This is a genomic window from Chryseobacterium sp. WG14, from assembly GCF_024586945.1.
Classification (GTDB): domain Bacteria; phylum Bacteroidota; class Bacteroidia; order Flavobacteriales; family Weeksellaceae; genus Chryseobacterium.
Genome location: NZ_JALCZD010000001.1, coordinates 702,448 through 725,320 on the forward strand (window position 1 = coordinate 702,448; position 22,873 = coordinate 725,320).

Here is a 22,873-nt window from a genome sequence, read left to right on the forward strand (position 1 = left end):
ACTATCTTTGCACACTCATAATTCAAGGTCCGGTATTCAACAGTAAAAGTTGGAGAAAACTTGAATTACAATTGAACCTTAAACTTTGAATTTTACAATATGAAATGTGGAATCGTAGGCCTGCCGAATGTAGGTAAATCAACTCTTTTTAACTGTCTGAGCAATGCAAAAGCTCAATCAGCAAACTATCCTTTCTGTACTATTGAGCCGAATCTTGGAACGGTTTCTGTACCGGATCAGAGATTGTTTGAACTGGAGAAAATCGTAAAACCTGAGAGAGTTTTACCGGCTGTAGTTGAAATCGTTGATATTGCGGGTCTTGTAAAAGGAGCCAGCAAAGGAGAAGGATTGGGAAACCAGTTCCTGGCCAATATCCGTGAGTGTGAAGCAATCATCCACGTTTTAAGATGTTTTGATAACGGAAACATTATTCATGTTGAAGGTTCTGTAGATCCGCTAAGAGATAAAGAAATTATTGATATCGAATTACAGCTGAAAGACCTTGAAACAGTAGGAAAGGCAGTTGAAAAAGCAAAAAAATTCATCAAGTCCGGAAAGAAAGAAGATTTATTGACGTATGAAACACTTCAAAATCTTCAGAAATTCCTTGAAGACGGTAAAAATGCAAGAGAATTTGCTATGGATGATTTCGCAAAATCAGTGATTTCAGAAGTACAGCTTTTGACCAACAAACCTGTACTTTACGTTTGTAATGTTGATGAAAATTCCATTAAGAACGGAAACGACTGGATTGGTAAGATTGAAGAAATGGCTAAAAATGAAGGTGCTGAAGTTGTTGTTTTAGCGGCTCAGATTGAAGCTGATATTAACGAATTGGAAACTTTCGAAGAAAGAGAGATCTTCCTTGAAGAATTAGGTCTTACAGAACCGGGCGTAAACCGTTTGATCAGAAAGGCTTATGACTTATTAAAACTTCAAACGTATTTCACAGCAGGAGTAAAAGAAGTAAGAGCCTGGACTATCGGACAGGGATGGACAGCTCCTCAGGCAGCAGGAGTGATCCATACAGATTTTGAAAAAGGATTTATCCGTGCCGAAGTAATCAAGTATGAGGATTATATGACTTATGGCTCTGAAGTAAAGATTAAAGAAGCCGGAAAGCTTTCTGTGGAAGGTAAAGAATATATCGTTCAGGATGGTGACATCATGCACTTCAGATTCAACGTATAAGAGAAAAAATATTAAAGTTAGTTTGTAATAAAAAAACGCTTCCATGAATTTGGGAGCGTTTTTTGCAACACCGGAAATATAAACATGGATATATTGTTTTGATTACTTATTTACTAAAAAACGCTTCCGATAGGGAAGCGTTTCTTCATCATTATATTATTGAAGCTCAATAGGTCCCGGCTGACACTGCGGCTCTGCACAGCTTAGAGAGATTCTCTTACATTGTAGATTGGCAAGCAGGCACATTTCTTTTCCCCCGGTAATAACTCTTAATTCTCTTTTGTTTAATTTTTTACCGTTGTTTAAATTTTGATTTTTCATTGTCTTGATTTTTATAGGTTACTTGATATGTATATTTTTGCAAATACGATTGGTATTATGGTAATATTGGACCTGGAACAAATCTACACTGTCTCTCTGCGCAGCTTGCTCCAACGATTCTGCATAAACCTGTCATAAGATCAACACATTGCAGTAAACCGCCAGTGATGGTTCTCAGCTCTTTTTTGTTTAATTTTTTTCCTTTGTCTAAGTTTCTGTTTTTCATAGCATTTAATTTTAGTTGATAGGTTGAATGTATTCTCAGAAGTTGTATGAACTTCACACAATAAACTGTTATATATTATTCTATAGGTTGTGGTCTGCATATTTTTTGAGCACAGCCTACGGAAATCGTTGTACAGTTTCTGGGATCATCAGGTGGATACGTCTCACATGGCCACTCAGGACATAATACAGGCTGCATGCAATCAAGCATACCACCGGTAATCATTTTTAGCTCTTTCTTGTTTAATTTTTTCCCGGCTTGTGAAATTTGGTTTTTCATAGTTTTGATTTTTAGTAAGTTACTGAAGACTAAAGTAGTAAAAATTATTATAGTATATCACTTTATATAGAAAAGAATGAAATAATTATTTTACTTTTATATACATCCAACTTTGTATATTTGAATTTTACAAATCATCTGCTATGGAAAAGATAGCTCATACTTCACTGGAAGATTTTTATAAAGAAATGGCAGCCAAGCTGGGACAGGACCTTGAAAGTATTTTCCCAAAAGGTCTCCATAAAGACATCGGACATTTTAATGTTTTTGATATTGCCCAAACTATTGAAAGGATAAAAACAACCTCAGAAATGCCTTACAATAGAAGGAAGTATTATAAAATAAGCTTTATAAGAGGCAAAAACAGGGCTGAATATGCCGATAAAGTCATTTCAATACACCAGAATGCTTTATTATTTGCAACCCCTAAACTTCCTTACCACTGGGTTCCCGAATCTCCTGAACAGTCAGGAAGCTTTTGTGTGTTTACCGAAGATTTCTTTATAAAAGATAAATCCTATAACAGTCTGGAAGATCTTCCTATCTTTCAGCCGGGAGGAGTGCCTGTCTTTGAAATTGATGATGAGATGGCTGAAGAAATTGAAATTCTTTTTAAAAAAATAAAAAAAGAGATCGCTTCAGATTATATCTATAAATATGACCTGATCAGAAATTATGTACTGGAACTGATTCATTATGGACAGAAACTGCAGCCGGCATCCAATATTTCAACTTCAAACGATGCTTCCATGAGGGTGGTTTCTTTATTTATAGAATTACTGGAAAGACAGTTTCCTATTGAATCTACAGAACAGAGACTGCAGTTGAAGACGGCCAAAGATTATGCAGACCGATTGGCTGTTCATGTTAATTACTTAAATAAAAAACTGAAAGAAAATACAGGGAAAACAACTACCGAATTTATTGCAGACCGCATTATCCAGGAGGCTAAAATCCTTTTAAAACAAACTAAATGGAATGTTTCTGAGATTTCTTATGCTTTGGGTTTTGAAGAAATTGCCCACTTTTCAAACTTTTTTAAAAGAAAAACAACATTTGCTCCATTAGAATTTCGTTCATGATTTGAATTTTGCAAATTTCAGATTGATTCAAGCAAACCGTTGACGCTGAAAATACCCCAACTTTGTAATATCAAAATAATCAAAATAAAATGGACACAAAAACAAATATTGCACTGGTAACCGGAGGAAGCCGGGGATTGGGTAAGAATTCTGCACTTAAGATTGCTCAAAAAGGATTGGATGTCATTATTACCTATAGAAGCAATAAAGAAGAAGCAGAAGCTGTAGTAGAGGAAATTAAAGCGTTGGGAAGAAAGGCAGCCGCTTTTCAGCTGGATACAAAAGATATCAGGAGCTTTGACGGATTCGTGAAAGAAGTTACGGATCATTTACAGCAAAATACAGGAAGTCCAACTATTGATTACCTGATCAATAATGCAGGGACAGCTTTATATTCACCTATTACCGAAGTTACTGAAGAACAGCTTGATGATATTGTGGATATTCATTTCAAAGGTGTATTTTTCCTAACTCAGAAATTTTTACCGTTTATCAATGATGGAGGAGGAATTGTAAATATTTCTTCAGGGCTGGCAAGATTTGCTACGCCGGGATCATCTGTTTACGGTTCTATAAAAGCAGGGGTAGAAATGCTGACAAAGTACATGGCCAAAGAGTTGGGAAGTAGAAAAATTAAAGCTAACGTAGTGGCTCCAGGCGCGATTGAAACAGATTTTGGAGGAGGAAGAGTAAGAGATGATAAAGATATAAACGCCGTAGTTGCAGGGGCTACAGCCTTAGGAAGAGTTGGACTTCCTGACGATATAGGTGGAGTAGTGGCATTTTTATGTACCGAAGACGCAGGATGGATCAATGGGCAGAGAATTGAAGCTTCGGGAGGAATGTTTTTATAAGCACTCTGAAATGATATAAATAAAGAACCAACCCTGAGAGGGCTGGTTCTTTATTATTTGTAATAACGTTTGAATCTAGTTTATTGGAAATACAGGATCCACTATTTCGATGGGATCAACGGGGGTAGGTGGCTGGCACTGGGGTTCTTTGCAACCCGGTCCGTAGTACTGGCAGCGTGTACCGGAAATGATACATCTTACAAGCCCTCCGGTGATCATTTTCAATTCTTTCTTATTTAACTTCTTTCCTTTGTTTACTGTTTGTTTTTTCATGGTTTTAATTTTAAATGAGTATGCTGAATATTATTGGGGTCTGCATATTTTTTGGCCGCAAAAAGGAGAAATCATTGAACAGCCATTCTCATCAACATGAGATTCACACGGTTCAAGATGCGGAGGACAGATTTCCTGGGCAGGCATACAGTTCAGCATACCTCCGGCAATCGTTTTCAGCTCTTTTTTGTTTAGTTTTTTTCCTTTCGATAAGATTTTCGTTTCCATAGTATATTTATTTGTTTGATTTTCACTAAGATATGTAAAATAATTGAAATATATCACATTGTGTGGATAAAATCGGGAAGTTGTCTACTTTTATATGTTATTTTCTGCTTAATGAAAATAAGAGAAAACAAAAGAACCGACTGTGTTCAGGCGGTTCAAAGTATGATAAATATAAAGGATAATCAGCTAGACTTTTGAAAGGTTTTCAATAGCTTTTTCCAGTGTTTCCTGTTTTTTGGCAAAACATAATCTGATGACATTTTCATTGATTTTGTTTTTGTAAAAGGAAGAAAAAGGAACACTTGCCACTTTGTGTTCCACCGTTAGCAGGGTTGCGAAGTCAAAATCATTTTTATCAGAAATCTTATTGTATTTGACAGCCTGGAAGTAAGTTCCTTCACAATCCAGTAATTCAAAAGAAGTCCCGGAAAGACCTTTTCTCAGAAAATCTCTTTTTTCCTGAAAGAACTGATTAAGGTGAGTATAATGTTCGTCATTTTTCATATATTCTGCCAGGGCAAGCTGAATAGGAGTGTTGACACAGAAAACATTAAACTGATGAACTTTTCGGAACTCATCGGATAAGTTTTTGGGTGCTGCACAATAGCCTACCTTCCAGCCTGTAACATGGAAAAGTTTTCCAAATGAGGCTACCAGCAGGCTTCTTTCCTTAAGTTCGGGATGCTGGCAGATGCTTAAGTGCTGTTTCCCGTCGAAAACAATATTTTCATAGACTTCATCGCTTAAAATAAGAATGGAAGTATCTTTTACAATGTTGATAAGTTCCTGAATATCATTTTCTTTCAGGATCTTTCCGGAGGGGTTATTAGGATTGTTAAGAATGATCATTTTCGTTTTCCCGCTGATCAGCTTCTTTACATCATTCCAGTTGATCTCATAGTCCGGAGCTTTCATCTCAAAACGCTTTACGACACCTCCGAAAAGTTCTACCGTAGGCTCATAACAGTCATAGGCAGGTTCAAAAATAATAACTTCATCTTCTTTTTTTATAAAAGCGGCAATAGCTGTGAAAATGGCCTGAGTGCCTCCTGCGGTAATGGTTATTTCTGTATTGGGATGATAAGCTGCCTGATGACTGTTTTCAATTTTCCGGGCAATTTCTTCCTTTAATCCAATCATTCCTCCTAAGGGAGCATACTGATTGAACCCTTTTTTTATGAAATGGTCTACATGGTTTAAGAGTTCCATATCAGGCATAAAGTCAGGAAATCCCTGAGAGAGGTTGATGGCTTCATTCTCATTGGCCAGCTGTGTCATCTGGCTGAAAATGGTAGTTCCCACATTGGAAAGTTTTGATAAAGGAAGTTGTATCATAAAACGATTTTTTCAGTATCGAATTTAATGAAATATTTAAAACAGTTTGAAGTGATCGAGAATTAAATCAAGAATTCTCTCTGAATCTGAATTTGATTTGGGTTAATAAGAAGCGCTGTTCTCATAGAAACTCAGCTTATGGCGATAGATTTGTAGGTTAGAAATTAAATAAACATTTGTTTAAAAAAAGATGCTTTTTTCTTTTTATTTCGTTGGAAGATGCCTACATTTGGTAGACCAATAACCCATTAAACCCATGAAAATGAAGATTAAGAAGATTGACTTTCCGCAAAAATCGGTGTTAGCTAAAGACCAAAAGGATTTTGATTATGCTGACAGCTTTGCCGGTGAGGTAATGAACAGCAAGTCAGATATTGACATTTCAGAAGTTGGGAAAGCTTTTTTTATCAGTGGTCCGCAATGGGGAAAGAAAATGTTTGCCTTCAGGAATAAAGTGGTTGGATTATTTGGATTAAAAACAGGAGCAGATCCTGATAAGGCTCAGGCTGCTGATCACTTTCAGTGTGAAGTGGGGGAACGTATGGGAATTTTTACAGTATTTGAAAAAACAGAAAATGAAATTATACTGGGAGAGGATGATAAACATCTCGACTTCAGAGTTTCCCTGCTGCTTGATAAAATCCAGGATGATAAGACTGAAAAAGCACTGACCATTTCTACGACTGTAAAACTTCATAACTGGCTGGGAATCTTATATTTTTTACCGGTTCGCCCTTTTCACAGACTGATTGTTCCGGCCATGCTGAAAAATGTAATCGGCAAGCTGGAAGCCAGATAGAAAATTGGGAAGTATCATCTATTGATCATCAGTTCCTGCATCTGGTGATATTGTATTGCTTTTTCTTTTAAAGGATTATTACTCCATTCTTCCCAGGTACATGTGTAAGGATCATACCCACATTTAAGTGGTGCTGAGTATATATTGCCAGGTTCATCCAGATAGGCCCGGCAATCGGTACATACATGACGGAATTCGCAGTCTTTACACTTTGAGATTTTATCTTTACTGAGAGTCCAGTATTTTTTGAAATCCGGCTGGGTTATAGCATCTTCCAAAGAGGTCTCCTTTATATGGCCAAAACTTTTTTTCATGCTGGGGCAGTTTTTAATATGACCCTTAGTGTCGATACCAATTTTCCGGTTAAGACAACTGTTGAAAGCCAAAGATTCGGTAAAGGTTGTAATATTAATGGAGAATAAACTGCTATCGATAACCCCACAGTGAATTTCGCTGTCAATAATCCTGTCAGTCTGCAATATATAACCAGTTCCGTGACTGCCTTCCTTATAAATTTTTGTTACATTGGTTCCGGTAATGGTAAGACTGCTTATTTTTTTATGTTTCCTGACAAATAATTCGGTGCTTTGATAAAAAAGATCTTCATTTTTACAGGGAAGTATAATCTCCACGGATTTTATTTGTGAAGGAGTTATCATACTCATTATTCTTTCTAATTCATTCCAGGATGCTTCCTTAAAAAATCTGAACTGAATAAAATTACAGCAGAGTGCTTCCAGCTGCTCAAGAAATTGGGTGTCGAAATATGGAAGTTCATACTCCGCATCCAGAATACAGTGAGAGATATGAGCCGGAAACAACCATTCTTCAGCCATTTTAGGGAATAATCCTATTTCTTCAGAAGAACAGTAGAATGCAAATTCATGTTCTTCTATGAACTCCAGATACTCATGAAATATTTCTTTTTCATCATCATCGAGCTGTATCAGGATTTCAGGTACATTAATATACCTTTCATCTGTAAATAATGACACCAGAGAATGAGGTACAGGATAAATTTTTCTTCTCTGAAGATCGCAGATTACCGAGCGGGAAGCTCCTTTTACGATGATACAGTGACTGTATAAAAGCAGCAAGTGATCCATAGTTATAGTATATGCATTTTAGAATAAGGTTTGTAAAAAGGGTCAGCCTCTGCCGGCTCTGCATTGTACTTACCCAGCTTTAAAGATTCCTGGAAATCACTATTTTTTTTACTTTCAAATACATCTATATTCCAGGTGTGTGAATGTAAAGATAGCTGGCTTTTGTTTTCTGCCATCCAGGTTTGTATTTCTTCTTTTATTTTTTCTTGCTCTTCTTTTTTCATATTTCTTCTTTTAATAGATCAAAAGCAATCTGTCGCTCAATATCATAATTACAGCATTTAGACAACCATTGAAACTGCCCTATAGGATTTACTTCCAGAAAGACATATTCTTTTTCAGGAGTATAGATCATATCAATAGAACCGGAATTCATATCAATGCTTTGCATGAATGAGACTAATTTTTTTTCTATTTCTTTAGGTAATTGATAAGGGACACACCGATTTGGTCTTTCATTATCATAGTTTCTGAAATCAGTTTTTGTTTTTTCGTTGGCTTGTGAGAAAATGGCCATAGTATAAAACTTACCTTTCAGATAAAAGATGCGTAGTTCATACTTCTTTTCGGTATACTCCTGGTACATGGAAAAATGGCTGAACTCTTTTCCATTGTTTTGTATGCTCAGATTTTGAATATCGCTTTTGGAAAGTTTGAGAACGGGTTGATGGATATATACCTCTGAACCTTCTGTATAGGTAAACTGAAATGAATTAAATTCAATATCTTTTGTAATAATTGAATCATATCTGGCAGAAAAGCTTAATAATTCATCTATATTGCTGGTCACTAATGTTTCCGGTATTTTTAATCCTGCATCATTGGCCAGGCTAAGATTATGCACTTTATTGGTAACATTTTCCTGAAATCTGTTTATCCTTCCTCCTTTTTCGAAAGCTGAGTAGACATTGTCAATCATTCTTTCATTTTCTCTTTGAAAATTATCCTGAATCCGGAAAATCATTTTTTTCAGCTTAGTATCATATGTAGATAATGTAAATCCCTTATTGCTTTTAAAGTTTCCTCTTCTATACCAGAATTTTTTAATTTCCTTGCTGTTAATGTTCCCCTGGTCGGTAGATAACTCCACTGAAAGGCCTTCAGTATTTGATATTTTAAAACTGATACTTTGAATAACTGTTTCATTATTGATACGGCAGATTTTATTTTTATTTTCCAGATAAAAAATCCAGTCCAGCACATCATTAGTGGATCGGTCATTTTTGTTACTTTGGATCAGGTGCATCATATATTTATTTACTTCTATGACAATCAGTTATAATTAAAATGCGGGATACTTATCGCATCCCGCAATAACTTAGATATTACTAATGACCATTATGCTAATCACTAGTAAGTACCTCCATACCATACATCATTAATAAGATATTCCTTGCATTTAAGAACAGTATCTTCTCTATCAGGGCATCGGACCCATGATGTTCCATGGTCTGGAGAATAAGCACCCTGTGTTGCAATAATAGCTCCTCCTTTGAATGTGCTCATTTGGCTTGTAGTCATTTCTTTGAATTTCAAAGACGTCAAACTTTCTAATTTTTTCATAAATTTTGGATTTAGTTTTACTTCTGTCTTTCCGCCATGAAGTAATTGTTCAGCGTATTTTTTTTACACAGATATAACATGCTTACTGCCATCGGTAGCATAGAAGATTTGAGTGAGGAGAGTACCTCTGTCGTTATAAACGTTGATGTCATGAGTCGAAATATCGGGAACACCGCCATTCATAAATGCCCCGGCGTTGGTTGCCACATTCTGACCGCCTCTAATTTTACCCATCAGGTCATTATGTAATGCTCTGAATTTTTCTGATGTTAATTTTTCTAGTTTCATTATTAAATTTTTTAGTTATCTCTGTCTTTCGCCTTGAGACTGTTGTTCAGCGTACAGTATTCTTCAGGTTCAACTGTTATCCTGATAGTTCCTGTAAGAATTAGAATTATGGTTGTATTACATAAAATAGGATATTTCCAACCCTGTTTTTGCATCCACGAAACTTACATGCTGTAAGCCTCCACCGTTGTCATCCCAGATTAATGTATCAGAGCTGGCAGTCCGTATACCTCCTCCCGGGGTTCCAATAAGAGAGCCGGACCCGGTTCTTTCCACAAGACCTCCTTTAATTTCATGCATCGCGTGACTGTCTAATTTTTTAAATTTTTCTGATTTTAAACTTTCTAGTTTCATGATATTGAAATTTAGTTTTTACTCCTGTCTTCCCGCCATGGAGTAATTTTCAGCGTTTTTTAATTTTTTTTGAGTTTCATTTTGTTTTTACCCCGCCGTATCTTATTGATAATGAGTTGTTGTTGTCTATACAAGATTAAATATATTTTTAATGGAAATCAATCTTCACTTTGTAAGTGTAATTGGTTTTTCAATAAGTGTATATAAAGACGGATTAAATGAAAATAGAGACAGATATCTTTAATAGAATAATGCTGACTACTCTGGTTTGAGGGTCTGTTGAATTAAGCATGGATGTTTAAAATACTGAATTGACTTCAGGCTGAAGGTTGGGTATTATGTTCCTAAAGCATACCGAAGTGTCATACGATAAGTGTATTGGAAGGTTTCATTGAACTGCATCTTGAGCAGTAAAAGAATAAAATAGAAACGGGCGGATCTGTTTTTACTCCATATGTTCTATTTTCGACAAAAAATCATTTTTTTTGCGAACAGAAACATCCAGTACAGAGTTGTCTGTCATGATTACCTGGCCTCCTTTTCCTTTGATGTACTCTTTAAGGTGAGAAAGATTAATGAGGTGCTTATGATGGATTCTGAAAAAATTATACTCCGAAAGGAATTCTTCAAACTCGTGTAGAGTTTTGGAAACAATAATTTTGGTTTTGTCTGCGAGGTAAAATGTGGTATAGCTTGAATCTGCTTCACATCGTATGATGTTATTAATATCTGTTAATTTAAAGCCTTGCAGAGTAGGTAGACTGATTTTATTTTTCTTCGAAGAACCTGCAGGAATTATTTTATTTTTTTTGATATTTTCTAGGGTCTTATTAACCGCAATGATGAAGTCCATTTTTTTTATCGGCTTCAAAAGATAATCTGCAGCACCATTTTTAATGGCCTGGATCGCAAAATTTTCAAATGCTGTAATGAAAATAATCTGGGAATCTATCGATTTGAATTGAGACAGCAGATCAAAGGCCGTCCCATCTTTCAGCTGGATATCCAAAAAAAGAATGTCCGGTGAATTTCTGGAAAGATAAATATAAGCTTCCTCTATGCTTGATGCCTGAAATACAGTCTGAATTTCCGGAAATTCGTTTTGCAGCAAGAGAGCAATATAATCTCTTCCGTCTTGTTCGTCATCAATGATGCAGGCTTGTATTTTGGTTTTCATGGGGGGTGATATAAATTTTAATTTGAGTTCCTTGTTCGTGTTCCTGTCCTTGCTCAGAAAGATTTTTAATAACTAAAATAATATTAGTCTCAAAAAGCTGCTTAAATGTTTCAATTCTCTTTTGAGATAATTTTACCCCAAAAGAACCGGATTTTATAATCGTCTGATCTTTACTGCTTATTCCGTTTCCGTTATCCTCAACTGTTATACAAAGTGACAAACCGCTGTAATCAAACCTGATATCTATTTTTCCTTTCCGGTCTGCTAATGCTGAAACACCGTGTTTTATTGCATTTTCAACAAAAGGCTGTATCAGAAGGGAAGGAATAGTCCAGCTTTTGTCCACGGTTTCCGATATATGTATTGAATAATCAAATTGCTCTTTTAAACGAAGTTTCTCCATGTTCAGATACAGGGAAAGGTATTCCACTTCTTCCTGTATAGGCATGAATGTTTTTTCAGAATAATGAAGTGTTTTTCTAATCATTTGTGAGAAAATATCCAAATAGTTCTCTGTTTCTGCATAATCTTTTTTATACAGCAGAAACTGTATAGAATTGAGGCAGTTGTAAATAAAATGAGGGTTGATCTGTGCCTTTATCGCCTGCAGCTCGAGTTCTGCAATCTTCTTCTCGTAATAAAGGTTTTCCAGTTTCTTGTTTCTTTTTTTCTGAAAATATAATGTGATAAGTATAAACAATGCAGTAGCTCCCAAAATAATCATCAGGAACTTAAACCACCAGGTCTGCCAGAATTTAGGTTCAATTTTAAAATTAACATTTGTAGAGGTATATGACTGTTTTCCGTTATAGCCTAATCCCAATACCCTAAAAGTGTAAGTTCCTGGTGGGAGGGAGTTTAATATGATCTTAGAAGAACTGCTGGTTTCCCAGGTATCATTCAGGCCTTCAATTTTATACTTATAACTTATTTTTCCCTGTGAAGCATAATCCGGGAAACTCAGGTTAAATACAATGTTATTGTTGGGAGTCTGGCTTGTAAGTTTTTGTTGCAGATTGAAGAATTCCTGACTGCCAATCGTAATAGAATTAATGATCACCTTTTTATGAATGAACTTCTTCTGCGATAATAAATTTCTGATTGAAAGTATTCCTAATCCTTTTGAAGTGCCGGCAAAGAGGGTATCTCCTTTTATGACACATCCCGCTACAACATTTGAAGGCAAGCCGTCAGTCTGTGTGAAATTATTGATCTTTATAGCAGTACCTCGGATCTCAACTCTGCTTAAGCCTGAATTGGTACTTGCCCAGAAAACATTTTCATTTTCTACTTCTATTTTTTTGATCTGGCTGGTCAGAAGACCGCTGCCTTGTGTTATCCTTTTTAGAATTTTACTGTTGCTGAAGAGGATAATACCATTTAAATTGGTGGCTCCCACATATAGATTATGACTTAGCTTTTTTATATCTGTAAAATAATAGCCCTCCAGGAAGAGACTTTTCTTTTTTGTCCGGGTGTTCATTTTATAGAGGTCTTTAAAATTTCCCACAAACAGACTGTCCGTGTCATAGAGCAGCGCTGTATAAATCCTTTCCTGCTGCAGAATTTTAGAATATGTATGCGCATTGTAATTATAAGCAGTCAGGCCGTCATTCGAACAGATTAATACAGACCCTCGGATATATGGCAGAACATTTTTTGGATTATAATCCGATGCATTTAAAATATATTTCTTTTTAGTGGCTGTGTTGTATTGGATAAGACTTCTGCTTAAACCAAATATTACTGTATTACCTTCTGAGAATATAGCTTTATGCTCTATCTTCCTGTTTTTTTCAAAAACAATATCCTTTATGGTATGGGAACGGTATATACCGCTTTTTGCCTCATTGTATCCTAAAAAAATACCGCTGTCATTTCCTGCAATAGCCGTTATATAAGCCGAATTATTTTTAATAGGTAGATGCATATAACTCTTAAGGAATTTGTCAGTAATAAAATAAATCCCATTGTTTTGGGTAGAAAACCAGATGTTATTATCATGGTCTGCCAGGATACTGTTGATGACATATTGGTCTAAGAATTTTACCGGATTAGAAAGCTTAGTGTTTTCCAGTAAGGTCTGTTTGAAATGCAGTGCACCTCCATTTTCCAGGCTTAGCCATATTCCGTAATTTTTATCTATAAATACATGCTGGATATTCTCGTTCGTGAAGTAGGTCTGGATCTTTTTAAAAGTGAACTTATCGTGTAGTTTATAAATTTCAATCTTTCCCTGGCTTTTAAAAATGTAAAAGCTATCCTTCCTGTATACCATTGTTTTTTTTCCTAATGGAATATTGCAGGATGTTTTCTTTCTGGTGACAATGTCATAAGCTTCAATATTCTTTTTTCCACTTTTATCAGCCAAATAGAGGAGGTGGTTAGAAAGATCGAAAGAAATTGCATGAGAAGAGCCGTCTCCATTAATGAATAACGGGATTGTATTAACCTTTCCGTTCCTGTAAATATACATATTCTTAGGATTACCGGGTGCATACATATAGATTGCATCTTGATGAATATAAATGCTGGGATTATGTTCAAAATGCATTTTTTTGAGCTCCTTATTCGAGTCTGAATTAATAATTCTGCCGTCTTTCAAATACGCAAAATCATTAAGAAAAGATAAAATGAAAATTTCTCCATTCGATAACTGATGGCAGGATAAGACTTCAATGTTTTTTAATCCGTCTGCTTTATTATACTGCTTAAATTCTTTTCCATCAAAGCGAAATAGTCCATTATCACTTCCTATCCAGATAAAACCATTGAGGTCCTGGCTTAAGGTATAGGTATATGAACTGTTCAGTCCTTCCTCTTCACTATAATTTACCAATCCGGGGATTTGAGCAAAAAATATTGATGATAAAAGAAAAATATAAGAAATTACCAGAAAAATAAATAAATTTTTCACGTGGATATGAATAATAATGTAAAGATATAGTTTGAAGGATAATAATGCAAAATATGAGAGAAAATACTAAAAAACAGATTGAAAAAATTCGGATAATTTTGTACAATTTCGTACTTTTGTATGTTTGCTGAAATCATATATGTCACAAGAAATAAATCCAACCTACTCAGAAGATAATATCAGAACCCTCGATTGGCAGGAACATATCCGTCTGCGCCCCGGCATGTACATCGGGAAGCTCGGCGATGGCTCTTCCGCTGATGATGGTATTTACATTTTACTTAAAGAAATTCTGGATAACTCTATAGACGAGTTCAGGATGAGGTCCGGTAAAAGAATTGAAATAAAAGTGGATGACGGTAAAGTTACGATCCGTGACTTTGGCCGTGGAATTCCATTGGGGAAAGTGGTAGATGCCGTCTCCAAAATGAATACCGGGGGTAAATACGACAGTAAGGCGTTCAAAAAATCAGTTGGACTGAATGGGGTAGGTACCAAAGCCGTTAATGCCCTTTCAGACTATTTCAGAGTACGGTCTTTCCGTGACGGAAAGATGAAGGTAGCTGAATTTTCCCGGGGAATGATCACGGAAAACTTTGAGGAAAAAGAAACTTCAGACAGAAATGGTACAGAGATTTCCTTCATACCTGATGGTGAGATATTCCTGCATTTTAAATACCGAAAAGAGTATATCGAAAGAATGCTCCGCAACTATGCTTACCTGAACCCAGGACTGAAAATCCTTTTCAACGGAGAAACCTATTTTTCTGAAAATGGTCTGAAAGACCTATTGGAAGAAGAACTTGAAAGCGATACCCTTTATCCTATCGTTCATCTGAAAGATGAGGATATTGAAGTGGCGATCACTCATACAGATAAATCCCAGACGGAAACCTATTTTTCATTCGTAAACGGACAGAATACAACTCAGGGAGGAACGCACCTCAATGCATTCCGTGAAGCATATGTGAAGACTATCCGTGAATTTTTCAATAAAAATTTCGATGCTTCCGATATCCGGAAATCTATTATTGCTGCCATCTCCATCAATGTAGAAGAACCTGTTTTTGAGTCCCAGACCAAAACAAAATTAGGGTCTAATGATATAGGACCAAACGGGCCTACCGTAAGAACCTTTATCATTGATTTTCTTAAAAGTAAGCTGGATAATTTCCTGCACAGAAATCCTGAAATTGCAGAAGCGATCCAAAGGAAAATATTGATTTCCGAAAGAGAAAGAAAAGAACTCTCAGGAATACAGAAGCTGGCAAGAGAAAGAGCTAAAAAAGTGTCTCTTCACAATAAAAAGCTTCGCGACTGCCGACAGCATTATAACGATCAGAAAGCAGAAAGAAAAGGCGATAGCCAAATATTCATTACCGAGGGTGACTCTGCATCAGGATCTATCACAAAATCCAGAGATGTAGAAACGCAGGCTGTATTTTCACTGAAAGGAAAACCCTTGAACTGCTATGGTCTTACGAAGAAAGTAGTATATGAAAATGAAGAATTTAACCTTCTTCAGGCTGCTTTAAATATTGAAGAAAGTCTTGAAGACCTTAGGTATAATCAGGTAATCATTGCCACGGATGCCGATGTTGATGGTATGCATATCCGTTTACTGATGATCACATTCTTCCTGCAGTTCTTCCCCGATTTGATCAAGAACAATCACCTTTATATTCTTCAGACCCCGTTATTCAGGGTGAGAAATAAAAAAGAAACAAGATACTGCTATACCGAAGCAGAAAGAATAAAAGCTTTAAATGAACTTGGGAAAAACCCGGAAATTACCCGATTTAAAGGACTTGGAGAAATCTCTCCGGATGAATTTAAACATTTCATCGGAAAAGATATCCGCTTAGAGCCTGTGGTCATCGGAAAAGATCAGACCATAGAACAGCTTCTGGAATTTTATATGGGGAAAAATACACCGGACAGGCAGACATTTATCCTGGAAAATCTGGTGGTGGAGGAAACGGATATTGATAAGAAAGAAGCTTTGGATGAAATAAGCACCTCTTAAAAACTTACAATAAACATGACAATTAATGAGACTAAGTAACCGTAACAAAGCATCGTTGTACAATTTTATCAATACGTTGCTCCTTATGATGGTTGTATTGGGAATAGTCGGGTTTTTAGCTAATGAATATAGGTTTAATGCATTGGGAAATGAAAGCTATTTACTGATTATCGTCCCGGTGCTGATGTTAATCGCCTTCCATCTTAACGGACGACAGATTTTTGAATATGACAGTGATGGAGAAGCCCTGAATTTTAAAAACAGAAATATTATTCCTTTTTTGAATACTCCTCTTTATGATGAGTTTCCAAAATATAAACTGATAAAATATGATGTAATAACTATCCTCTTTATCAAAAGACTATATATTACCATTTCAAGTAAGAATAACGGCTCTACAGTACTGAAGTACCAGATCTCTTATCTGAACGGAAAAGAAGTAAATGATTTAAAACTCTCTCTGAACAAAGTAGTGAAAGCTAATAAAGAGAAAAAAGATTAATAATAAAAATGACAGAAGAATATTCGCATGAGGGTGAAAGCTTAAAGAAAGTTTCCGGGCTTTATAAAGACTGGTTTCTGGATTATGCTTCCTATGTAATTCTTGATAGAGCTATCCCTTCGGTGTATGATGGGCTGAAACCTGTTCAGCGTAGGATTATGCACTCTATGAGAGAACTGGAAGATGGCCGATATAATAAAGTAGCTAATATTGTAGGAAATACCATGAAGTATCACCCTCACGGTGATGCTTCCATTACGGATGCCATGGTGCAGATCGGGCAAAAAGAAATCCTGATAGATACCCAGGGAAACTGGGGAAATATCTATACGGGAGATTCTGCAGCTGCCGCAAGGTATATTGAAGCCAGGCTGACTCCTTTTGCTCTGGAAGTGGTATTTAATCCCAAAACAACAGAATGGGCAAAATCCTATGACGGCAGAAATAATGAACCTATTGATCTTCCTGTAAAATTCCCTTTGCTGTTGGCTCAGGGAGTGGAAGGAATTGGGGTAGGGCTTTCCACCAAAATACTTCCGCACAATTTTAATGAGCTGATCAATGCTTCCGTAGCCTATTTAAAAGGAAAAAGATTTGAAATATTTCCTGACTTCCTGACGGCCGGTTATCTGGATGTTTCCGAATATAATGACGGTCACAGAGGAGGAAAAGTAAGAGCGAGAGCAAAAATTACCCAGACAGATAAACATCTTCTGGTTATTTCTGAACTTCCTTACTCCAAGACTACGAGTGATCTGATAGACTCTATCTTAAAAGCCAACGAGAAAGGGAAGATCAAAATCAAGAAAATTGAGGACAATACCTCAGATAAAGTGGAAATTCTGATCCATATTCATCATGATGTTTCACCGGACAAGACGATTGATGCTCTCTATGCATTTACAGACTGTCAGGTGACTATTTCTCCCAATGCCTGTGTAATTGTGGGAGATAAGCCTATGTTTATGAATGTTTCGGAAATCCTGAAGATGAATACGGATCATACGGTTTCTTTGCTGAAAAAAGAACTCGAAATTGAGCTTCACGAACTTCAGGAAAGCTGGCATTTTTCTTCATTAGAAAGGATATTCATCGAAAACAGGATCTATCACGATATTGAAGAGGTAAAAACCTGGGATGATGTACTAAAGACAATAGATAAAGGATTAAAGCCTCATACCAAACATCTTTTAAGAGCAGTAACGGAAGAGGATATTTTAAGATTAACAGAGATCAGGATCAAGAGAATTTCAAGATTCGATTTAGATAAATTTAAAGAAAATATTGCCTCCCTTGAAGGTAAAATAGAACAGGTAAAACACAACCTGGCTAATCTGATTCCTTATGCTATTGAGTATTATTTAAATATTCAGAAGAAATACGGAAAAGATAAGCAGAGAAAAACAGAACTTAGAATCTTCGATACTATTGATGCAACAAAAGTAGCCGTAGCAAACGAAAAATTCTATGCCAATTTTGAAGAAGGATTCATCGGAACATCCCTGAGAAAAGATCAGTATATGTTCGATTGTTCTGATATTGATGATATCATTACTTTCAGAAAAGATGGAAGCATGAAAGTGGTAAAAGTGGAAGCTAAAACTTTTATAGGAAAGGATCTTCTCCACGTGGCAATCTGGAAGAAAAATGATAAAAGGACTGTATATAATATGATTTACCGCGAAGGTAGAGATGGTCCTTATTATATGAAACGTTTTTCTGTAACCGGAGTAACAAGAAATACGGATTATCCTTTGGCTTCAGATAAAAAAGGTTCAGAAATGCTGTATTTTTCAGCTAACCCTAACGGGGAAGCGGAGACCGTGACCGTCCTTTTAAAACCGAATCCAAGGATCAGGAAAAATAAAATGGAGATCAACTTCTCCGAACTTGCTATTAAAGGGAGAGATTCCAAAGGAAATCTTGTGACCAAATATGCAGTGAAGAAAGTTGATATGAAGGAAGAGGGTGTTTCTACACTGGCCCCGAGAAAGATATGGTTCGACGATACGGTAAGAAGACTGAATGCGGATGCAAGAGGAACTTTATTAGGCAGCTTCAAAGGCGATGACAAGATTCTGACCATTAATACCAATGGCGAAGTAAAGCTGGTTTCTTTCGACTTGGGCAACCGTTTTGATGATGAATACCTGGTGCTTGAAAAATGGAGGCCCGGACAGCCTATTACCTGTATTTACTATGACGGAGAAAAAGATATGTACTTTATCAAGAGATTCTTATTGGAAAATACCGTTAATGTACAGACTTTTATGCCTTCAGAACATCCAAAATCCTTCATTGAAAATGTAATCGTGGCCAACGAAGCAACAGCTGAGATTATTTTTGCAAAAGATAAAGGAAAAGACCGTGAGCCTGAGACTATCAATATTGATGAGTTTATTACTGTAAAAGGAATAAAAGCAATTGGAAATCAGTTCACGAAATTTAAGGTGAAAGCAATCAACATCACGATTCCAGAACCTGTGGAAGAAGAACCCGAAGTTTACGAAGAGCCGGAACAGACAGGAGATATGGATGAAGATGGAGGGATCATCGGTGATCTGTTTCAGGATGGAGAGAATAATGAATCTGAATAAATAAAGAATTTCAGATCAAAAAAATAGATAAAAAAGACATCAGATGAATATAGTTGTTTTAATTATAATAGCTGTTACATGTATTTTTAGTTACATGGGACTTAACAATACAAGTTTATTTGAAAAATATAAATTTAATGTTGGGGCTATTGCCAATCGGAAAGAATATATCAGGCTTATCAGTTCTGCATTTTTGCATGCAGATTTTATGCATTTATTTTTTAATATGCTTTCTCTCTACTTTTTTCAGGGAGTGGTTATTCATTTCTTTGGAGAAATAGGATTTTTGATCGTGTATTTCGGATCAATGATTCTTGGGAATTTATTCAGTCTGCAGATCTATAAAAAACAACCGTGGTATTCTGCTATTGGTGCCTCTGGTGCTGTGTCAGGAATTATTTTTGCATCTATTGCAATGGCACCGAATGAAATCAGTGTTAACTTCCTTCCGGGATGGTTGTTCGGAACATTATACTTTGGATATTCAGTATACATGATGCTGAATCCTAAACAATGGGATAACCTGGGACATGCCGCTCATTTGGGAGGTGCATTTTTTGGGCTTATTTATTCTATTGTAATGCACCCACAGCTGGCAATGAGTAATATGCTTTTCTTGGGGGTGATGTCACTGCCGTTGATTTATCTGGGATATCAGATCTTTGTGAGGAAAAGAATAGGATAAAATACTATTTTTACTAAAAATAAAAACCAATGAACACATCAGAATTAAACAGTTTCATCGTGATACTTATCTATGGTTCATTGGTTTTGCTTTCTCTGCTGAAACTCACCAACCCTTTACAAGTTAACAGAAAAGCGAATTTCTGGTTTGGGGTTTTTCTGTTTCTGTGGTCTACCTTTTGGATGGATGAGGTTCTGTTTTTAATTACCGGATCAGTAATTGAGTTCCATTCTCTGTATTTAGTGCGTTTTATCCAGTTTCTAACGCCCATTGTTTTTTATTTCAGCGTATTGTTCTATACCAATCCTTCTTTTACTTTTAAAATTACGGATCTTAAATTTCTACTGCTTCCGGCAGCTTTCCTGGTATGCCTTTTCCTGATAAAATCCGGACTCAGTAATCCATTTGAATATCTGAGTGTTATTTTGATCCTCATTCAGGCCCTGTTTTACACCGGACTTTCTTATATTATCATCAGAAAACATCAAAGAAAAATTCAGCAGTTTTCCTCCAATACAGAAGGAATTAACCTAAACTGGCTGGAGTATATTATCGTTGTACTTTTTATTGTCAATATTATTTATGTGATCTACAACCTGTTTTATGATCCCACCTCTTTAAATTTCTTCATTAATGCGGTTTTTTTGCTGGTTATTTACTGGGTCGCTTATTATTCTCTGAAGCAAAAGGAGATTTATCCTGTAGAAGAAAAACAGCGCCAGGAGCTGATCTCTATTGATGAAGATGCTGATGAAGAAGAAGTGAAAAGAAAGCTGATCTCAGATGAAGAATTAAGTAAGATTAAAATTCAGCTGGAAAACATGATGGAGACCGGTAAGCCTTATTTGGATAGTGAGCTGAACCTGATCAAATTAGCAGAAATACTTGAAGTTTCCAGTCATCAGCTGTCTTATGCCATCAATACCGGTTTTGGAAAGAACTTTTTCCAGTATGTTAACGGATACAGAGTAGAATATGCAAAAGTACTTCTCAAAGATACGGACAGTAAATTTTCAATTTTAGGAATTGCCTATGAGTCGGGATTCAATTCCAAGACTTCTTTTAATACTACGTTCAAAAAACTCACCGGTCAGACCCCTTCAGAATTTAAAAAAATAAGTTCCGATTTATAAAGTTTACCTTTTAATGTTGGTAATCCATTGTAATTCAATATTTTAATATTTTTTGAGTATTGTCATAAAATGAGTTCATTAAGATAAGTCGGAACATTAAAATTTTACATCTATACTAGCTTTGTACCATAAATTTTGTTTTATGGAAACTAAAGAATCATACGCAGTTATCACAGGAGCCAGCCAGGGACTGGGAAAAGCATTTGCCGAAAATCTGGCCAGGAAAAATATCAATGTTATTCTGGTAAGCCTTCCCAATCAGAATTTAAAAGAACTTACAGAAGAACTCGAAAAAAACTATCCTATAAAAGCCCATTATTATGAAGTGGACCTTTCCGTACATGATAATGTGATGAAACTTACAGCATGGCTTAATCAATCCTTTGAAATTCATATCCTGATCAATAATGCAGGTCTTGGGGGAACCAAAAAATTTACAGAAGCCAGTTCAGACTACATCAATACTATCCTTCAGGTGAATGTGGCTGCCACTTCACTTATTACCCATCAGCTTCTTCCTAATCTTTTAAGGCAGCCGAAAGCCTATATTTTAAATGTTTCAAGCATGGCCGCTTTTTCCCCTATAGGCTTTAAAACAGTATATCCGGCTTCTAAAACCTTTATCCATTCCTTTTCCAGAGGCTTACATGAAGAACTGAAAGATACCAATGTTTTTGTAAGCGTAGTGAATCCCGGAGCCATGAAAACCAATACGGATGTATGTAAACGGATTGAGAAACAAGGCTTTTTAGGAAGGCTGACCCTTTTAAACCCTGATAAAGTAGCTTCTTACTGTATTCACCAGTTATTTAAAAAAGATTCCGTAATTATGGTGAACCCAATCAGCTGGCTGATCATGAGAATTTTACCAATATGGATAAAACTTCCGCTGATGACCCAGGCAATAAAAAGAGAAATCGAAGCATGAAAAAAATTTGTGTAACCGGAGCAACAGGGCTTCTGGGAACTAATGTTATCATTAAATTATTACAAAATGGTTATTCTGTTACTGCTCTGGTGCGCAAGAAAAGCAGCTGGCTGGGCGAAGAAAACGAAAATCTGAAATTGGTGGAAACAGATCTTTCATCCGATATCTCATCACATCTCAGCAATACTGACTGTATCATTCATATTGCGGCAGAAACACGGCAGAATCTCCTCAACTATGAGGAGTATAAGAACGTGAATTATGACACCGTTGTGAACCTGTTTACCCATGCAGAGGTAATGGGAGTGAAAAAGTTTTTGTTTGTGAGTACAGCAAATACATTAGGATTTGGAAATACAGGCTTCTGGGGAAGTGAAAAAGCCCCCCAGCTTTATCCTTTTACCCATTCATTTTATGCTCAAAGTAAGCTGGCAGCGGAAGAGTATCTTTTAAAGAACCGTAAAAATACAGAGGTTATCATTGTTAATCCAACTTTTATGATCGGAGCTTATGATAGCAAGCCTAGTTCCGGAAAAATAATCTTCTGGACCTGGAAAAAGAAACTGGTCTTTTATCCGAAAGGAGGGAAGAACTTTGTACATGTGGAAGATGCAGCCAACGGCATATTAAGTGCTATCGAAAATGGAAGAACTGGTGAAAAATACCTTTTAGCCAATGAAAACCTAAGCTACAGTGAGTTTTTTAAGAAAGTAAACCGAATTACCGATCAAAACCCAATTATGATAGCCATTCCCAATAGAATTTTGAGTCTCCTTGGATTGATTGGTGACGGTTTGAGAAAATTAAACATAAAAACAAGCATCAGCACTTCCAATATGAAAGCCCTGCAGATTTGTAATTATTATTCTAACCAAAAATCGGTAAAGGAGCTGGGAATCAAATACCAATCTATTGATAAGGCAATCGAAGATGCTGTTCAGTATTTTATTAAAAACAATACGTATTGACCTTCATTCCGTAAAAAATAAAAAAACCAGCTCTCAAAAGC

Annotated in this window: 25 protein-coding genes; 11 read left to right on the top strand and 14 right to left on the bottom strand. The window is 36.1% G+C overall.

Annotation, left to right across the window (positions count from 1 at the left end):
• Nucleotides 1-99 precede the first annotated feature (99 nt).
• Entirely contained in the window at nt 100-1,191 is a 1,092-nt protein-coding gene (gene ychF / locus MP478_RS03065) for a redox-regulated ATPase YchF (protein ID WP_209802760.1), read from the top strand.
• Between the two features lie 156 nt (nt 1,192-1,347).
• Here ychF and MP478_RS03070 read toward each other — a convergent pair whose 3' ends face one another.
• The 3 genes from MP478_RS03070 to MP478_RS03080 form a co-directional block, all read right to left on the bottom strand.
• The gene (locus MP478_RS03070) at nt 1,348-1,512 is read right to left on the bottom strand and encodes a hypothetical protein (RefSeq protein WP_257199545.1); all 165 of its coding nucleotides are present in this window, start codon (nt 1,510-1,512) and stop codon (nt 1,348-1,350) included.
• A 55-nt stretch (nt 1,513-1,567) separates the two neighbouring features.
• Entirely contained in the window at nt 1,568-1,738 is a 171-nt protein-coding gene (locus MP478_RS03075; protein WP_230034973.1) for a bacteriocin, read from the bottom strand.
• Nucleotides 1,739-1,813: 75 nt separating this feature from the next.
• Nucleotides 1,814-2,017, bottom strand: a complete 204-nt coding sequence (locus MP478_RS03080) for a hypothetical protein (RefSeq protein ID WP_257189074.1) — start codon at nt 2,015-2,017, stop codon at nt 1,814-1,816.
• 143 nt (nt 2,018-2,160) lie between these two features.
• Here MP478_RS03080 and MP478_RS03085 point away from each other — a divergent pair, with 143 nt between their 5' ends.
• Together MP478_RS03085 and MP478_RS03090 are read left to right on the top strand one after the other, a co-directional pair.
• A complete protein-coding gene (locus MP478_RS03085) occupies nt 2,161-3,099 on the top strand; it encodes an AraC family transcriptional regulator (RefSeq protein ID WP_230034975.1) in 939 nt (312 codons plus the stop codon).
• Nucleotides 3,100-3,188: 89 nt separating this feature from the next.
• Complete coding sequence (locus MP478_RS03090; RefSeq protein WP_230034977.1) at nt 3,189-3,953, top strand: SDR family NAD(P)-dependent oxidoreductase; 765 nt, start codon at nt 3,189-3,191, stop codon at nt 3,951-3,953.
• Between the two features lie 75 nt (nt 3,954-4,028).
• On the opposite strand, the gene MP478_RS03095 is transcribed toward MP478_RS03090, so the two are convergent.
• The 3 genes from MP478_RS03095 to MP478_RS03105 all read right to left on the bottom strand — a co-directional run bounded on the left by MP478_RS03095 (nt 4,029) and on the right by MP478_RS03105 (nt 5,789).
• On the bottom strand, nt 4,029-4,226 hold the full coding sequence (locus MP478_RS03095) for a hypothetical protein (RefSeq protein WP_230034978.1): 198 nt from the start codon (nt 4,224-4,226) through the stop codon (nt 4,029-4,031).
• A 30-nt stretch (nt 4,227-4,256) separates the two neighbouring features.
• Nucleotides 4,257-4,454: a bacteriocin gene (locus tag MP478_RS03100; RefSeq protein WP_230034980.1), complete on the bottom strand. Its 198-nt coding sequence runs from the start codon at nt 4,452-4,454 to the stop codon at nt 4,257-4,259.
• A gap of 186 nt (nt 4,455-4,640) precedes the next feature.
• Nucleotides 4,641-5,789, bottom strand: a complete 1,149-nt coding sequence (locus MP478_RS03105; RefSeq protein WP_257199546.1) for a methionine aminotransferase — start codon at nt 5,787-5,789, stop codon at nt 4,641-4,643.
• 262 nt (nt 5,790-6,051) lie between these two features.
• On the opposite strand from MP478_RS03105, the gene MP478_RS03110 reads away from it, so the two are divergent.
• The gene (locus MP478_RS03110; RefSeq protein ID WP_257199547.1) at nt 6,052-6,588 is read left to right on the top strand and encodes a DUF2867 domain-containing protein; all 537 of its coding nucleotides are present in this window, start codon (nt 6,052-6,054) and stop codon (nt 6,586-6,588) included.
• Between the two features lie 14 nt (nt 6,589-6,602).
• Here MP478_RS03110 and gwsS read toward each other — a convergent pair whose 3' ends face one another.
• The 8 genes from gwsS to MP478_RS03150 all read right to left on the bottom strand — a co-directional run bounded on the left by gwsS (nt 6,603) and on the right by MP478_RS03150 (nt 13,915).
• Nucleotides 6,603-7,694, bottom strand: a complete 1,092-nt coding sequence (gene gwsS, locus MP478_RS03115) for a grasp-with-spasm system SPASM domain peptide maturase (RefSeq protein ID WP_257199548.1) — start codon at nt 7,692-7,694, stop codon at nt 6,603-6,605.
• Nucleotides 7,695-7,696: 2 nt separating this feature from the next.
• Nucleotides 7,697-7,918, bottom strand: a complete 222-nt coding sequence (locus MP478_RS03120) for a hypothetical protein (RefSeq protein ID WP_257189067.1) — start codon at nt 7,916-7,918, stop codon at nt 7,697-7,699.
• The gene (gwsG, locus tag MP478_RS03125; protein WP_257199549.1) at nt 7,915-8,943 is read right to left on the bottom strand and encodes a grasp-with-spasm system ATP-grasp peptide maturase; all 1,029 of its coding nucleotides are present in this window, start codon (nt 8,941-8,943) and stop codon (nt 7,915-7,917) included. Before gwsG ends, MP478_RS03120 begins: the two co-directional genes overlap by 4 nt.
• A gap of 101 nt (nt 8,944-9,044) precedes the next feature.
• Entirely contained in the window at nt 9,045-9,257 is a 213-nt protein-coding gene (locus tag MP478_RS03130; RefSeq protein ID WP_230034992.1) for a hypothetical protein, read from the bottom strand.
• Between the two features lie 63 nt (nt 9,258-9,320).
• Nucleotides 9,321-9,545 (bottom strand): hypothetical protein, encoded by a 225-nt coding sequence (locus tag MP478_RS03135; RefSeq protein ID WP_230034994.1) that lies wholly within the window; start codon nt 9,543-9,545, stop codon nt 9,321-9,323.
• 117 nt (nt 9,546-9,662) lie between these two features.
• Entirely contained in the window at nt 9,663-9,899 is a 237-nt protein-coding gene (locus MP478_RS03140; RefSeq protein ID WP_230034996.1) for a hypothetical protein, read from the bottom strand.
• A gap of 445 nt (nt 9,900-10,344) precedes the next feature.
• The gene (locus MP478_RS03145) at nt 10,345-11,076 is read right to left on the bottom strand and encodes a LytTR family DNA-binding domain-containing protein (protein WP_257199550.1); all 732 of its coding nucleotides are present in this window, start codon (nt 11,074-11,076) and stop codon (nt 10,345-10,347) included.
• Entirely contained in the window at nt 11,045-13,915 is a 2,871-nt protein-coding gene (locus MP478_RS03150) for a histidine kinase (protein WP_257199551.1), read from the bottom strand. The genes MP478_RS03145 and MP478_RS03150 overlap by 32 nt, the downstream gene beginning before the upstream one ends.
• A gap of 217 nt (nt 13,916-14,132) precedes the next feature.
• Here MP478_RS03150 and MP478_RS03155 point away from each other — a divergent pair, with 217 nt between their 5' ends.
• The 7 genes from MP478_RS03155 (at nt 14,133) to MP478_RS03185 (ending at nt 22,832) form a co-directional block, all read left to right on the top strand.
• The gene (locus MP478_RS03155) at nt 14,133-16,019 is read left to right on the top strand and encodes a DNA topoisomerase IV subunit B (protein ID WP_257189062.1); all 1,887 of its coding nucleotides are present in this window, start codon (nt 14,133-14,135) and stop codon (nt 16,017-16,019) included.
• 25 nt (nt 16,020-16,044) lie between these two features.
• Complete coding sequence (locus MP478_RS03160) at nt 16,045-16,521, top strand: hypothetical protein (protein ID WP_230035004.1); 477 nt, start codon at nt 16,045-16,047, stop codon at nt 16,519-16,521.
• Between the two features lie 8 nt (nt 16,522-16,529).
• A complete protein-coding gene (locus tag MP478_RS03165) occupies nt 16,530-19,118 on the top strand; it encodes a DNA gyrase/topoisomerase IV subunit A (protein ID WP_230035006.1) in 2,589 nt (862 codons plus the stop codon).
• A 43-nt stretch (nt 19,119-19,161) separates the two neighbouring features.
• Nucleotides 19,162-19,803: a rhomboid family intramembrane serine protease gene (locus MP478_RS03170; protein WP_257199552.1), complete on the top strand. Its 642-nt coding sequence runs from the start codon at nt 19,162-19,164 to the stop codon at nt 19,801-19,803.
• 29 nt (nt 19,804-19,832) lie between these two features.
• Nucleotides 19,833-20,936 carry an AraC family transcriptional regulator gene (locus MP478_RS03175; RefSeq protein ID WP_257189059.1) on the top strand — a complete coding sequence of 368 codons (1,104 nt, stop codon included), beginning with the start codon at nt 19,833-19,835 and terminating at the stop codon, nt 20,934-20,936.
• Nucleotides 20,937-21,078: 142 nt separating this feature from the next.
• Nucleotides 21,079-21,864 carry an SDR family oxidoreductase gene (locus tag MP478_RS03180; RefSeq protein WP_257189058.1) on the top strand — a complete coding sequence of 262 codons (786 nt, stop codon included), beginning with the start codon at nt 21,079-21,081 and terminating at the stop codon, nt 21,862-21,864.
• Nucleotides 21,861-22,832, top strand: a complete 972-nt coding sequence (locus tag MP478_RS03185; RefSeq protein ID WP_257199553.1) for an NAD-dependent epimerase/dehydratase family protein — start codon at nt 21,861-21,863, stop codon at nt 22,830-22,832. Before MP478_RS03180 ends, MP478_RS03185 begins: the two co-directional genes overlap by 4 nt.
• The last annotated feature ends 41 nt before the right edge of the window (nt 22,833-22,873 follow it).